General features: G+C 67.9%; 12 protein-coding genes and 2 tRNA genes. 11 read left to right on the top strand and 3 right to left on the bottom strand.

Annotation, left to right across the window (positions count from 1 at the left end):
- Window positions 1–49 precede the first annotated feature (49 nt).
- Complete coding sequence (locus AC1UKG_RS12945) at window positions 50–634, top strand: hypothetical protein (protein ID WP_475890472.1); 585 nt, start codon at window positions 50–52, stop codon at window positions 632–634.
- A gap of 208 nt (window positions 635–842) precedes the next feature.
- On the opposite strand, the gene AC1UKG_RS12940 is transcribed toward AC1UKG_RS12945, so the two are convergent.
- On the bottom strand, window positions 843–2105 hold the full coding sequence (locus tag AC1UKG_RS12940) for a glycosyltransferase 87 family protein (protein WP_482641776.1): 1263 nt from the start codon (window positions 2103–2105) through the stop codon (window positions 843–845).
- 68 nt (window positions 2106–2173) lie between these two features.
- Here AC1UKG_RS12940 and orn point away from each other — a divergent pair, with 68 nt between their 5' ends.
- The 3 genes from orn (at window position 2174) to AC1UKG_RS12925 (ending at window position 4620) form a co-directional block, all read left to right on the top strand.
- A complete protein-coding gene (gene orn, locus AC1UKG_RS12935) occupies window positions 2174–2770 on the top strand; it encodes an oligoribonuclease (RefSeq protein ID WP_026271620.1) in 597 nt (198 codons plus the stop codon).
- An 88-nt stretch (window positions 2771–2858) separates the two neighbouring features.
- Window positions 2859–2934: transfer RNA gene (locus AC1UKG_RS12930), tRNA-His, on the top strand.
- A 597-nt stretch (window positions 2935–3531) separates the two neighbouring features.
- Window positions 3532–4620, top strand: a complete 1089-nt coding sequence (locus AC1UKG_RS12925; protein ID WP_482641775.1) for a helix-turn-helix domain-containing protein — start codon at window positions 3532–3534, stop codon at window positions 4618–4620.
- A 128-nt stretch (window positions 4621–4748) separates the two neighbouring features.
- Here AC1UKG_RS12925 and AC1UKG_RS12920 read toward each other — a convergent pair whose 3' ends face one another.
- The gene (locus tag AC1UKG_RS12920) at window positions 4749–5936 is read right to left on the bottom strand and encodes an Ig-like domain-containing protein (RefSeq protein ID WP_018814963.1); all 1188 of its coding nucleotides are present in this window, start codon (window positions 5934–5936) and stop codon (window positions 4749–4751) included.
- A gap of 386 nt (window positions 5937–6322) precedes the next feature.
- On the opposite strand from AC1UKG_RS12920, the gene AC1UKG_RS12915 reads away from it, so the two are divergent.
- Window positions 6323–6398, top strand: a tRNA-Lys gene (locus AC1UKG_RS12915).
- A gap of 204 nt (window positions 6399–6602) precedes the next feature.
- Here AC1UKG_RS12915 and AC1UKG_RS12910 read toward each other — a convergent pair.
- Window positions 6603–7487, bottom strand: coding sequence for a hypothetical protein (locus AC1UKG_RS12910; RefSeq protein WP_018815601.1), 885 nt, complete (start codon window positions 7485–7487; stop codon window positions 6603–6605).
- A 439-nt stretch (window positions 7488–7926) separates the two neighbouring features.
- Between AC1UKG_RS12910 and AC1UKG_RS12905 the strand changes: the two genes are divergently transcribed.
- From AC1UKG_RS12905 to AC1UKG_RS12880, 6 genes are all read left to right on the top strand, one after another.
- Entirely contained in the window at window positions 7927–9285 is a 1359-nt protein-coding gene (locus tag AC1UKG_RS12905) for an NsdA family TPR-like regulatory protein (RefSeq protein WP_482641918.1), read from the top strand.
- A gap of 7 nt (window positions 9286–9292) precedes the next feature.
- Window positions 9293–10177 (top strand): phosphotransferase, encoded by an 885-nt coding sequence (locus AC1UKG_RS12900; protein WP_482641774.1) that lies wholly within the window; start codon window positions 9293–9295, stop codon window positions 10175–10177.
- Between the two features lie 448 nt (window positions 10178–10625).
- Window positions 10626–10787 carry a multiple cyclophane-containing RiPP AmcA gene (gene amcA, locus AC1UKG_RS12895; protein ID WP_482641773.1) on the top strand — a complete coding sequence of 54 codons (162 nt, stop codon included), beginning with the start codon at window positions 10626–10628 and terminating at the stop codon, window positions 10785–10787.
- 91 nt (window positions 10788–10878) lie between these two features.
- A complete protein-coding gene (locus AC1UKG_RS12890) occupies window positions 10879–11178 on the top strand; it encodes a hypothetical protein (protein ID WP_050565294.1) in 300 nt (99 codons plus the stop codon).
- An 18-nt stretch (window positions 11179–11196) separates the two neighbouring features.
- Window positions 11197–11970, top strand: coding sequence for a methyltransferase domain-containing protein (locus AC1UKG_RS12885; protein WP_482641772.1), 774 nt, complete (start codon window positions 11197–11199; stop codon window positions 11968–11970).
- Entirely contained in the window at window positions 11861–13108 is a 1248-nt protein-coding gene (locus AC1UKG_RS12880; RefSeq protein ID WP_482641771.1) for a styrene monooxygenase/indole monooxygenase family protein, read from the top strand. The genes AC1UKG_RS12885 and AC1UKG_RS12880 overlap by 110 nt, the downstream gene beginning before the upstream one ends.
- Window positions 13109–13152: the final 44 nt, after the last annotated feature.

Raw genomic sequence — 13152 nt, 5'->3', positions numbered from 1 at the left:
GGGTCGGTAAGGTCGTCCGAGTGCTCGACTACGGAGAGGGGTGAAGTCGGTGCGTTTAGTGCGGGTTGTCGCCGGGGTGCTGTTGATGGTCACCGGGATTCCGGTGCTGCTCGGTGGGGCCGCGCTCGGCGCTGACCTGACCCTGGACCTCCGCGCCGAGCTGCGGGAGAGCTGGGTCCCGCCGGTCACCGCCGCCCTCCTGGTTGGCGGGATGCTGCTGGTGTCGGGGGCCCTGGCGCTGCTGCTGCGACCGGTTCGCCCCCGGGAGGTGGTCTTCGTGGTCGAGCCGGACCAGGTGCCGCTCCTCGCCGGCCGGCTGGGAGTGACCTCGCTCAGCGGCCTCGGTGCACCCGCTGCCCGAGCGGGGGAGCAGCCGGTCGTCGTGCGAGGCGGAAGCCGGCGCGTCCCACCGGCCCGGCAACTCGTGTCGGTCGGCGCTTCCGGTGAGCGAACCCGTTCGATGCCGCGGCCAGCCGGGGAGCGCACGATCGCCCCGGAGGGGCGCCGGCGAGCGCCGGAGGCCGGCCCGGCCTGGCCGCTCAACGAGCCGACGGAGGCCGAGGTGCCGGCTGATTCCGGCCGTGTGTCGGCGCGGCGGCTGCGGCCGTCCGCGCCGTCCGACTCTGCGCGGTAGCGACTCGGCTCAACCCTGCGCGGTAGCGACTCGGCTCAACCCTGCGCGGTGGCGACTCGGCCCTGCGCGATAGCGCGACTCGACTCGGCGAGGTGCTGCCGGTAACAGGGGTGGACGAGGACGGCCCTCCGTGCTGCCGACACGGAGGGCCGTCCCGCACCGGGGGATCGGTGCTACCGAAACGTCACTTACTTTCCCTGACGTCAGGTTAGCGCGCTGTGGGCGTCTCGTGAAGAGTGTCCGATTGAATCGGTCTGCTGTTGCGGATCGGCAGCGCTGCCAGCAGCACCAGCCCCAGCAGCACGTACACGTTGCGATCCACGAAGTCGGCGACCGTGTCGGTGGGCACCAGGGCGGTGCCCCAATCGTGGAACGTCACCACGCCGTACACGGTGATCACGGCGACGCCGACGGCGAGCAGCCACAGCCGGCGGCGCGTGCTGCCCGGCCTCGCGCCGAGCGCCGCGTCCACCAGCACCACGACGGCCGGCACGAACCAGTAGATGTGATGGGGCCAGGTGATCGGGCTGATCAGCGCACCGACCAGGCCGGTGAGAGTGAGGCCGGTCAGCGCGTGCCCGGCCCGGGCCGCCCGGGCCGCCCGCCACAGCCCGTACCCGGCGACCACCGCGACCAGGGCGAGCCACAGGAGCCGTTCCGGCTCCTGGGGCACGGTGAGGCGGTGGATCAGACCGAACAGTGACTGGTTGCCGGTGTAGTCGGTGCGGCCGACCCGGTCGGTCGCCCACAACTCGTGCGTCCAATAGCGCCACGACTCGAGCGGCAGCACAGCCGCGGCGAGCAACGTAGCTCCCGCCGCCGTGGCGCTCGCCACCGCTGCCGCCCGCCACCGCCGGCAGGCCAACAGATAGACGATGAAGATGCCCGGGTACAGCTTGAGCGCCGTCGCCAGCCCCACCCCCACCCCGGCCCAACGTCCGTTCCGCGGCACGGCGAACAGCAGGTCCGCTAGGATCAACACCACCAACAGCATGTTGATCTGCCCGAAGGTGATGGTCTCCCGGGTGCTCTCCACGGCGAGTACGAGCAGCACCGCCACGGTGAGGGTGAAGACGCGCGGCAGGTGGTGTCGGGCGATCACCGGGTCGACCAGCCACCGGGTGGTCACCACCACCGCCAGCACGGTCAGCACCGTGAAGATCGTCACGGTGGCGTTCAACGGGAGCAGCGCGAACGGTGACAGCAGCAGCGCGCCGAGCGGTGGATAGGTGAAGAACAACTCGCCCTGCACCGGGTCCGGCTGGACGTAGTCGTAGAGCGGTTCGCCCGTGGCCCACCAGTCCATCGCCGACATGTAGATCTTCAGGTCGAAGAAGTCGTGCTTCCATCCGTTCAGGTAGAGCGCGGGCAGCGCGGCGGCGATAGCCAGTACCGTGACGATCCGACGTGCCGTCCGTCCGCTGGTGTCGTCCTTGACGATGGCGGGAGGGGAGACGGGTTCGGCTGGCACGAGAGAACCCTAACGGTCGCGGTGCCGACAGATGCGCGGCACGCGGGCCGCTGGGCTGCGCGTAGGCTGTGCCGGTGGCAGATCTACTCGTCTGGATCGACTGTGAAATGACCGGCCTGGACCTCGGCGGCGACAAGCTGATCGAAGTCGCTGCGCTCGTGACCGACCCCGATCTCAACGTGCTCGGTGAGGGCGTTGACGTGGTGATCCGCGCCGACGAGGCGGCACTGGAGAAGATGCCCGAGATCGTGGCGACGATGCACGCCAAGTCCGGGCTCACCGAGGAGGTCCGCCGTTCCACGATCGGGCTCGCCGAGGCGGAGGAGATGGTCCTCGACTACATCACCAGTCACGTGAAGGACCCGCGTACCGCCCCGCTCTGCGGCAACTCGATCGCCACCGACCGGGGTTTCATCGCCCGGGACATGCCGCGGCTGGACAACCACCTGCACTACCGGATGATCGACGTCTCCTCGATCAAGGAGCTCTGCCGGCGCTGGTACCCCCGGGTGTACTTCAGCCAGCCGAAGAAGGGCCTGGAACACCGGGCGCTGGCCGACGTGCGCGAGAGCATCCGGGAGCTCGAGTACTACCGACGGACGCTGTTCGTGCCGCTGCCGGGGCCAGATGTGGAGAGCGCCAAGGCGGTCGCCGCGAAGCTGTAGCCGCCGGGCCGGAACCCGCTGGACGCGGCGACGCCGGTTGCGGCTATTATTGGTCGCGCCGCCAGGGTGAACCCCGGCGCGGCGGATGGTGGCTGTAGCTCAGTTGGCAGAGCACCGGGTTGTGGTCCCGGTTGTCGTGGGTTCAATTCCCATCAGTCACCCCAGAGGTGGATCTACTCCACCGCAGCTCAGGCCCCCTCCACGGAGGGGGCCTGAGTCGTTGTAGGGGCAGTATGGGGGAACTCAACCTCGGCCGTCGGCTCCACGGCGCCTGATCCCGTCGGCATAGCCCTCCGCGTAGGTGGCTCGGACGGTTTCCTCGGCATCGGCGGCGAGCTGTTCGCGGGCATCGCGGGGCGACGGTGGGGGTGGGAGGGAGAGTGCATGCGCTGTCGAAGACCTCCATTGAGTGCTGACAGGAGCGGGTCAGTCGAACACACGTACGAACAGAGGGGAGGCTTCTCGTAGGTGTGTCGATGAATCCGCTCGGTTAAGGGCAGCGATGGTGCGCGACTGAGGGCCACGACCCCATACGGAGGCCCCCGTCACCGTTGCTCGTGATCACTGATCAGCCGGAACAATTTTAGTAGCGCATCCATAGTCGACAAGTGATATAGGCGAATGGTTTTGGCCGTCCCAGTGACGTTGTGATTGTCCGCTACTGCATAGCGGACAGCTTGAACTGTTCTGAACCATCATTCCGTGGTAGGGCGTACGCCGCGACGCGCCGGAACATCCATACGGACAGGTGACGGCGTGACATGCGGGCGGGGAGTACCGTCGATGGCGGCAGGGCGCCGGTTGTAGCGGCCGGCGCCCGCGACCCAGACCGCGACCTGGGAGACCCGATGCCTGCCCGCGTTCCCACCTTTGTTGATCCCCGGTTCCCCGCCGAGCTGGCCCGTATCCGTGGCGCCTTGGGGATGTCGATACGCGACGTGGCGCGTCGTATCTTCTGCGGCAAAAGCTATGTGCACGACCTCGAAACGGGTCGGACGAGGCCTACGGTCGAGATTGCTCGCCAGCTCGATGACACGTTACGAGCTGGCGGGAGGCTCGCTGCCATGGTCGTGGAGGCCCCTTCGGTCACCACCCCGGATGATGAGCAGCGGATCGCCTACGCGATTGCCGAGCCGACCCGGCTGGATGGCACCACGGTGCGGCTACTCGCCGAGGTGTTGGCCAACCAGCGCCGCCTGGACGACACGCTCCCAGCGTCGCTTCTGCTGCCGGCGGTGATACCGCAATGGCGCACGGTACGACGCCTCACCGCGCAGGCTGCGGGCCCACATGCGGCGGGGTTGCATGAGGTGACCGCGGAGTGGACTCAGTTCGTTGGCTGGTTGCATGCAGAGGCCCGTCACGACACCGAGGCGGTACGGGTGCTGATCGAGGCTGCCGACGAGGCGGACGCGGTCGACAACGGCGCACTAGCTGCCCAGGCGGAGAATTTCCGCGGCTACCTGGAGCGTCAGCGCGGTAATCCGCGTGGGATCGTGCGGCACTTCCTGGCCGCCTACCACACCCCGGGAGCGGCGGCGTTGCAACGGGTAGGTGACGCGGTGCAGGCCGCCCATGGGTACGCGCTCTTGGATGACCGGGCTACCGCCGCGCGGCTGCTGGGCGAGGCGAATGACCTGACCACAGTGGCGGAGTCACAGCCGCCGCCCGGGCTCGCGTACTGGCTGACGCCGACATTTTCCCGGATGAGTCTTGGCCTGGCCTATTTGGCACTCGGCGACAGCGCCACGGGTGTGGACAACCTCCGCGCCGGGCTAGCCGGCCTGCCCGCGGACCAGCGTGACGCGGAATGGGCGCAGGAATACCGCAACGCGCTACTCGCCGGCTGACCCTGTCCGTAGCTGATCGGACGGACAAGGTCCGCACCGGTCGAGTTGAACACCGCCACCGGCACCATCGTGGTCAAGAACCGACCCAACAACTGCGTCGACGTGCCCGGCTGCTCGGGCTGACCGGATCAGGTATCAGCGGAAGGCGATGTCCCCGACTCCGCCGGCAGGGCGCTGCCCTTGACGTACTCCTCCCAGCTCAGGTTCCAGTCGGTCCAGCCGTTGCCGTTCTGCAGCTTCCGTTCGGTGCCCTGCACCTGGACCGGGTCCCCGATCCGGGTGTTCTCGAAGAGCCAGGCGCCGTCGGCCATCGACACATTGACACAGCCGTGGGAGACATTCACCGAGCCCTGCTGCCCCTCCGACCAGGGCGCGGCGTGGATGAACTCCCCACCCCAGGTGAGTCGCTGCGCGTACTCGATGTCTGTCCGGTAGCCCTCGTCCGGCCCCAACTCCTCGTAGGTGTCGAAGACCGTCTCGCGGAGCTTCTCGATCACCACCATGGTGCCGCTCGACGAGGGCGTCGACTCCTTGCCGAGGCTCACCGGGATCGTGCGCACCTCCTCGCCGTCCTTCGTGACCACCATCTGTTTCGTCTCGTTCTCCACCGTCATGATCAGCGCTGGGCCGATCTTGACGTCGACGGTGAGGTCGGCCCGGCCGTACCAGCCGTCGCCGAGCGGCAGGCCACCAGCCTGCACCCGGTACGAAACGGTGCTGTTCGCCTGCCAGAACTCCCGCGGGCGGTACCGCACCTCGGTCGGGCTGACCCAGTGCCACACCCCCTCCTGCGCGGGGGTCGCCGTGACCGTCATCCGCCGCTGCACGTCGTCCCGGTACTCCTCCGGGATGTCCCGCCCGAACTTCACGATGAGCGGCATCCCGACCCCGACAACCTGCCCGTCGCCGAGGAAACTGCTGATCCGCACCTGCTGATCCGGCTCGGCCATCGTGGTGAAGGTGCTGGTCGCGGTGACCGGACGGTCATCGTCTCCGGTTGCGGTGACAGTCGCCGTGTACGTCTCGCCATACGCGAGCGCACCGGCGGGCAGCCAACTCGCGCCGTCGGCGGTGAGCGCGCCCTCGACCGCCCCACCGGCCGAGTCCACCAGCGCGACGATGGTCTCCCGGGACTCCTCCGCCGTGAAGGTGATCTGCGTGGACGCGGGTACGTCCCGGGCCTCCGCGGCCGGCTCGACGATCACGACGGAGGCCAGTGGGGGCGGTGTCGGGTCGTCGGTGGTGCCGTCGGCGGGTTGGTCCCCGGAGGCACAGGCGGCGGTGAGCGTCAGGACGCCGGCGAGTAGCCCGGCCACGAATGCGGGCCGACGGAGACCGGACCGACGGAGACCGGACCGACGCAGACCGGGACGGCGTCTCCCGTGCCGGAGCGGCGGGTGCGGAACGGCTCGCATGTGCTTTTCCTTACTTCTGGTCGTCGCAGCGGTAGACCGGGGTGTCAACGCCGGCGTAATCGGTCCGACGGAGCCGGTCGCCACCGCCTGCGGAACTGTCGTTCCACGCCTTCGGCGCGCAACTGGCGCACATCGTGCCGCAACCACGCCCCTCGCACTCACCCGCCCAAGGTCGCCTCGGTGGTTTTGGTGCTATCTGTCCCGAAAATTCGACCAAAAGAGGGGAGCGGGGATCGGATTAGAAGCCGGCTGAACTGGCGTGCTAGGGTTCTCCCCGTTGCCAACGAGCGCCGCTAGCTCAACTGGCAGAGCAGCGGACTCTTAATCCGCGGGTTCGGGGTTCGAGTCCCTGGCGGCGCACCAACGAGCAAGGCCCTGACCTGGTACTTCTGTGCCGGTCGGGGCCTTTCGCGTACGGCGGTGGTGGTTGGTCGCTCGCCGGGTGCTCGGCGGCCGTTGGACCGGGCCGGTGTTGCCCGGACTGAACGCGGGTCTCGTGTACGTCCGGCGCGCACCGCTGGTTCTTTCCGGGGTTGATGGGGCCGGGCGTGTCCGGGGCGGGGCGCGTCAGGCCAGAGCTTCCGGGGCGCGCCGCCGCCACCACGCGCTGAAGAGGGTGACCACGTGCGTCTTGATCTCGTCCGTGATGATCGCGTGCGCGTCGCTCATGAGCGGCCGGACGGCGTGCTTGTAGACCTCTGGGTGGTGTTCGACCGAGGGGCAGGTGAAGATGGCCAGCATCCTCAGGACGCGCAGGGTGTCTGTTCCGAGTAGGGGAAAGTGAGCCTCCAGCAGCCTCGCCAGGGCTGACCACACCTTGTCCACGACAAGGCGGATTACGGCGTCGGTCACCAGCCGGGGCAGCCCCGAATCGAACCGCCGCGTCAACGCGTCGGTGATGAACTGCTTGGCGGTATCCGTCAGCAGTTCGACGGTCTTGTTGATCTTTTCGATCAACTGGATCAGGGCCACCAGCAGGCCGCACCATGTGTGATCAGCCAGGCGCTTCTTGGCCTCCCTGGCGTCAGCCTTGTTCCGGACGAGGCTGTCTATGCCGGCTGAGATCTCGGGCCACGTGTCCTCCATGACCTCTCGGGCGACGGTGTCCATCCGGCCAAGGTCTGATGACGTCGATGGTGGTTCACCTTCGCGTGGTAGTCGGCCGTTGGTCATGGTTCGGTCGTCGGCGGCCCACAGGTAGTCGGCGATGTCCAAGCGTGCGAGGTCGAAGTAGACCTGGCGGTTGTAGGCGTTGAAACTCCGGCGTCCGGATTGTTGGTCCGCCTCTACCTTCTCCTTGAGTTCGCGCCGCCGGACGTCGCGCTTCTCTGGCCGGTCGGCGGCCAGACTTGTCCATCCCTTCCAGCCGTGTTGTGAGCCCCCGCAGCCGGAGCATGTGCAGCCCGGCCTTTGGGCATTTGCGCAGTTGGCTCTGTGGGTGTTGGTCATCATCCGCAAGTCGCCGCCCGGTCGTTTGCGCTTAATGTGACTAGCCAGTGACTCTATGTCAGGTAACGATGGATGCCAATGGGTGTGTGACGGGGCCGGGGCAGCTCGACTCTGGGCCTCCACCTTCTGCGGGCGTTCTGCCTGGTGGGTGCCTATAGATCTGCTTCCTCTGCTGGGCTGCGACGGATTATTGATAGACGGCTCTTGCCTCATCTGCATTCACTCGCTTCCGTCCCAGACCGGCGACCAAGGCTCGGCTGGACAGGTAATAGCGCTCCGGAGCCTGCGCTGATCCCAGGAGGGGACACGCTGAGGGCTCATCGTGGGTCTTCCGGATGCCACCCCGAGCGTCGACTCTGGTTGGGCTGTCGACTCGACGCCATTGACTTGAGGTGATGGCGCAGATGCGCTGTGCTGTCAGGTGGTCGTCGTCCGATCGGAGGTGATCGTGGCCGCGCAGGTGGATCCCGAGTGGTGGAGTTCGGGGCTGTGGAACGGCCGACCGATCAGTGAGTTCCTGCGACAACGCGACATCACTGCGGTCTTCCGCTTCCTTCACGCCAGAGGCGTGTCCTACGGCAGGATCGCGGCTCTCGTTGGCCTCTCGCCTCACCGCGCTACTGAGATCGCCAAGGGCGTCCGGCAGGTCACGGCGTACGAGGTGCTGGAACGGATCGCCGTGGGTCTGCACATTCCGCGTCCGGCCATGGGGCTCGGCTGTGACGAGGACAGCGTCATGCCGCATGACGCCAGCCGCGTGGCCGTGGAGGGTGGAACGGATCGATCGCCTGCCGGTGTGGGGGCCAGCGAGGTCGGAAGTCTGGTCAGAATCCGTCTGGGACTGGATGAGGCGCTGGCGGCGTCGAGTGTCGCCCCTCGACAGCTTGAGCTGGTCGAGCAGGCTGCTGGCGAGCACCTGCGGGTCTATCCCTCAGCTTCGCCGCAGATGATGCTGTTGCTGCTGGCCGCCGACTGCCGAGAGGTGCAGGTGCTGTCGCTTCGGCGCCAGCCGGCGGCGGTCCAGGCCCGGCTGTCCGGGGTGGCGGCGCTGCTCGCCACGATGTGTGCTGACGCGTTGATGAGGCTTGGGGATGTCGCCGAGGCTCGGCGATGGTACGGCACCGCGATCCACGCGGCGGACGACAGCGGGGAGGCTCGATTCAGGGTGCTCGTGCGGGCCCAGGCGGCGATGCTGCCGTACTACTTCGGGGATCCCGCCCAGACCGTCGCTCTGGCTGATGCGGCTCTGGCGGTCACTCCGGCCGCATCGTCGTCGGCTGCCCTGGCGGCTGTGGGCCGGGCTCGTGCCCTGGCCAGAATCGGTGCCATCGAGCAGGCGCGATTGGCCGTCGATCAGGCACGCCGGCTGTTCGATCAGGCTGGCGACGAGGACACCGACGTGGCGTTCAGGTTCCCGGCGAAGCGGCTGCTGCTCTACCTCTCCGGCGCGTACACCTGGCTCGGTGACACGGTGAAGGCGTACCGGGTTCAGGACGAGGCATTGCGGCTCTATGGCACGGCTCCGGCCGTACCGATCGACGTGGCGCTCATCGCCCTGGACCGGTCGATGTGTCTCGCGCGGGACCGGCGGGCGACCGAGGCGGCGGTAACCGCGCGGGATGCCGTCGCGGACCTGCCCGAGACGCAGCGAACGGAGATCATCTTGACCAGGGCGACCGACGTGTCCACGGCGATTCCCGGAGAGAGCCAGCGGGGTGAGGTCGCCACCTTGACGGACTACATACGGGCCTGCCGCGAGCGCGCCCGTAGGCTTGGGACCACAGCCGCACTCGGTCTCTAGGAGCCCCATGTTCGTCGAGGCGCGCACCCGACCGGTGCTCGCCGAGGTATGTCGTCTCCTCGGCTACCCCGACTCGGACGCGGGTCTGCTGCGGCACCACACCAACGCCGTCTACGCCGTCGGGGACGTCGTCATCAAGATCGCCCCTGGTGACCAGGACCTGGACCGGGTGCGCGCGATGGTGGCCGTGGTCGACTGGCTGGTGGACCGAGAGTTCCCCACCGTCGGCCTTCACCCGGGCCTGTCCCAGCCGTTGGAGGTGGGCGGGCACGCCGTCACTGTCTGGCAGCGTCTGGACCCTGCACACGACCATCCCATCACCGTCTCCGAACTCGGAAGCCTTCTCCGGGATCTGCATTCCCTGCCTGTTCCGCAACTGCCATTGCCCGTGCTGCGGCCGATCCATGGCATCGAGCTATCCGTGACCCGTTCGGAGATCCTGAACGGCAAGGAACAGGATCTGCTGCTAGGCCGGCTCGAGACGCTGGCCGCCGGCTGGGAGGCGATGCGGTTTCCCCGTGGCACGAGCCTGATCCAGTCAGATCCGCAGATTCGCAACGCGCTCCGGCGTTTCGAGGGCACGCCCGTACTCGCCGACTGGGACGGCGCCGCCCTTGGGCCCCGCGAGTGGGACATCGCCACGGTCGCTGTCCACTGCCGCCGGTTCGATCCGCCCGGCTCCGATGCCTTCGCCAACTTCACCGCCGCCTACGGCTGGGATGCCACCTGCTGGCCGGGGTTCGAGGAGCTGTGCCAGCTTCGCGAGCTGCAGATGATCGCTACCAACGCCCGAAAGTCCCGCCCCGAGACCGAGGCCGCCGACGAGGTGCACCACCGGATTACAGGACTTGTCCATGGCGGGCCGGAACTTCGCCGCTGGCACATCCTCTGAAATGAGTCTCGTAGGGACGGCGTAGTACCGCCTTTCCTCCTCGCGTCGGTCGGGGCCGACCACAGTGAGGCCCACCCTGGCCCACCACGCTGGGTCTGTCTCGGGCCCGTGCCGCCCGCGATCGTGGACGTCAGGAACACGTCGGCGGAACGGTTTAGGACGATCCTGATCCCATGGCGCCGGCGGGTCAGCGGCAATGTCACGCCAGGGAGAACCAGATGGACGTGTCGATCGGCGACAGGTCGGAATGCGACCCGACGCACCGGCAAGTGCTCGCGCCGGGCACTTCGTCGACCGTACGGGTGACTCCCCGTTCGCGTACCGCCAGCGAGGCTGTGTGGGCGGGTGACCGGCGGTTTGCTCCCCGCCGCTGGCCGACGGCGGTGGGCTTGCCGGTACGCCGGCAAGCCCACCGCACTCAGGCGGCGGACCCGAGCGGGGGCCGGCCATGACCGTTTACCTCTCGCGCAACGCGACGATGGGCGACCTGCCAAGAGGCCGCCCGGCAGCGGCTCAAGCGTTGCGACCGGTGTCGGTCGATCCGCCTCTGCTGACGTACGTCTGGCAGATCGTTTTCGAGCGGCAGACGCGGGAGCGTGAGGCTCGATGAGCAGCGACCGGGGCTTCTACGCGGAGATCGGGACGCCTGCGCCCCTGGCGCATCTACGGTTGCGTCCGCTGGCGCTGCCGTGGTGGCCGGTATGACGGCCCCTAACGAGCACTCCCTGCCGCACGTGCCGATGCGGCCACTGTGGCTGTGCCGACGGTGCGGCCAGCCGTGGCCCTGCGGCGCGGCGAAGGTCGCCCTTCTGACGGAGTACAGGGACAGCCTGGTCAGTCTCTTCCTCTATCTGGCCAGCTGCCTGCATGACGCGATCGACGATCTGCACCAGCTCCGGCCCAGCGACACCGGCAGCACCGCCCATGTCTTCGACCGCTTCCTCGGCTGGCCAGCCCGGCACACCCCGCTCCTACCGGCTCTCCAGCAGGGCTTCTTCTGATGATGAGGAGAAATCTTTATGAGCAGCACCGACGTCATCAATGCGCAGCCGCAGACGGTCCGGGTGAGGGTCCCGGCAGGAGCGGCGCATGCACTCTGCCAATTGGGGCCGACACGTAACGGCACCATCTCGGCCACGAAGGAGGTACTCGGCCGGCGGATCGAGATCGAGACGCCGGACGACGGCCTAGTCCTCTTCCCGACCGACGTGGGGCTCACGTTGCTGAGCGCGCTGAACGCCGAACCCGGCCTGCCCCTTTCGGGTGCCCGGGTCTTGGACATCGGGTGTGGCTCCGGCCTGTACACGGTGGCCCTGGCCTCGGCGGGCGCGGCACATGTTACCGCGTTGGACATCAATCCGGCATGTGCGGAGGTGACCCGCGACAACGCGTCCCGCAACGGCATCTCACCCGCCCAGGTGGCCACGATCGTCGGGGACCTCGCCGAACTGGCAGTCCCCGAACCCTGGGACCTAGTCGTTTGCAACCCTCCGCACTTCCCACACGATCCGGTGTACGCCGTCGACGACGGCATTGAGACCGCGCTGGTCGGTGGCAGTGACGGGCGGGCGTTGTACGACGTCCTGCTCGCCCGCTCGCACCCTGGCCCCGCGGCGACGCCAGCAAACCCACACCCTGCTCGTCTCGTCGGTCAGCCGACAGCTCTGAACCAAAGGAACACCCATGCGCAGGATATTGATCGTCGGTGCCGGGCAGTCCGGCCTGCAACTCGCCCACGGGCTACTCGCCGAGGGCTACGAGGTGACGATCATGTCGGCTCAGACCCCGGATGAGATCCGTAACGGTTGGCCGACCTCCACCCAGGCCATGTTCGCTCCCGCGCTGGACGCCGAACGCCGCTACGAGCTGAACCTGTGGGACGACCAGGCGCCCTCGATCGCGGGCCTGCGTGTCAACCTGTCCGCACCGCCGGGTATCCGCGCGCTGGACGTCATCGCCGAGTTGGAGCGACCGGCCCAGTCCACCGACCAACGGCTGAAGATGGCCGCCTGGCTCGAACTCGCCGAACACCGCGGCGCCACTGTCGTCTACCGCACGGCCTCCGCCGCCGACCTGGACACCCTCACCACGCACGGCCACCACGACCTGACCATCGTCGCCGCCGGCAGAAGCGATCTCGCCGCCGCGTTCGACCGGGACCCAGTCCGCTCACCCCACACAACCCCACAACGCGGCCTGGCCATCGCCTACGTCCACGGCCTCGCTCCCGACCCGGACTGGCCCGCTCCGCACGTCGGATTCCACGCCGTGCCCGGCCTCGGCGAACTGTTCGTGATTCCTGCCCTCACGCAAGCCGGCGCCTGCGACATCCTCTTCTGGGAGGCTGTCCCAGGTGAGGACCTGGACCGCTGGCCCACCAACGGCAGCCGGGTGCCACCCACCGAACACCTCCAGACCACCCTCGACCTCGCCAAGCAGTACGTGCCGTGGGTGTATGAGCGATGCCGAAACGTCGAACTGACCGATGCCAAGGCCACCTTGCACGGTCGGTTCACCCCCACCGTACGCAAACCGGTCGCCCATCTACCCAACGGCGGCGTCGCACTGGGTATGGCCGACGTCGTCATCACCAATGACCCCATCACCGGCCAGGGCTCCAACACCGCCGCCAAATGCGCTGACCACTATCTACGCGCCATCCTCGCCCACGCCGACCGGCCCTTCGACACCACCTGGATGCGCGACACCTTCGAATCGTTCTGGGCCACCACCGCTCACGCGGTCACCGCCTGGACCAACGCTATGCTGCAACCCCTACCAGAGCATGTGCAGCAAATCCTCGCCACCGCCGCCACCAACCCAGAAGTCGCCCGACGATTTGCTGCCGGATTCGCGGATCCGACCACTCTCACCGACTGGTTCATGACCCCCACTGGCGCAGCCGACTACCTCGCCTCCACCCGTATTTGAAATGCCAGCATCGCGGTATCCAACCGCATCCTGCTCGACTTCCC

The sequence above is a fragment of the Salinispora sp. CH2A1_6 genome, assembly GCF_056820975.1.
The sequence above is the reverse complement of the archived record's forward strand: the minus strand, read 5'-3'. Positions and strand labels throughout refer to the sequence as shown.

Bases quoted from the DNA above. Each gene is read 5' to 3' on its own strand.
- AC1UKG_RS12925 (WP_482641775.1), top strand. From the start codon at position 3,532: ATGCGGGCGGGGAGTACCGTCGATGGCGGCAGGGCGCCGGTTGTAGCG.
- AC1UKG_RS12910 (WP_018815601.1), bottom strand. From the start codon at position 7,487: ATGATGACCAACACCCACAGAGCCAACTGCGCAAATGCCCAAAGGCCG.
- AC1UKG_RS12900 (WP_482641774.1), top strand. From the start codon at position 9,293: ATGTTCGTCGAGGCGCGCACCCGACCGGTGCTCGCCGAGGTATGTCGT.
- amcA (WP_482641773.1), top strand. From the start codon at position 10,626: ATGACCGTTTACCTCTCGCGCAACGCGACGATGGGCGACCTGCCAAGA.
- AC1UKG_RS12890 (WP_050565294.1), top strand. From the start codon at position 10,879: ATGACGGCCCCTAACGAGCACTCCCTGCCGCACGTGCCGATGCGGCCA.
- AC1UKG_RS12885 (WP_482641772.1), top strand. From the start codon at position 11,197: ATGAGCAGCACCGACGTCATCAATGCGCAGCCGCAGACGGTCCGGGTG.
- AC1UKG_RS12880 (WP_482641771.1), top strand. From the start codon at position 11,861: ATGCGCAGGATATTGATCGTCGGTGCCGGGCAGTCCGGCCTGCAACTC.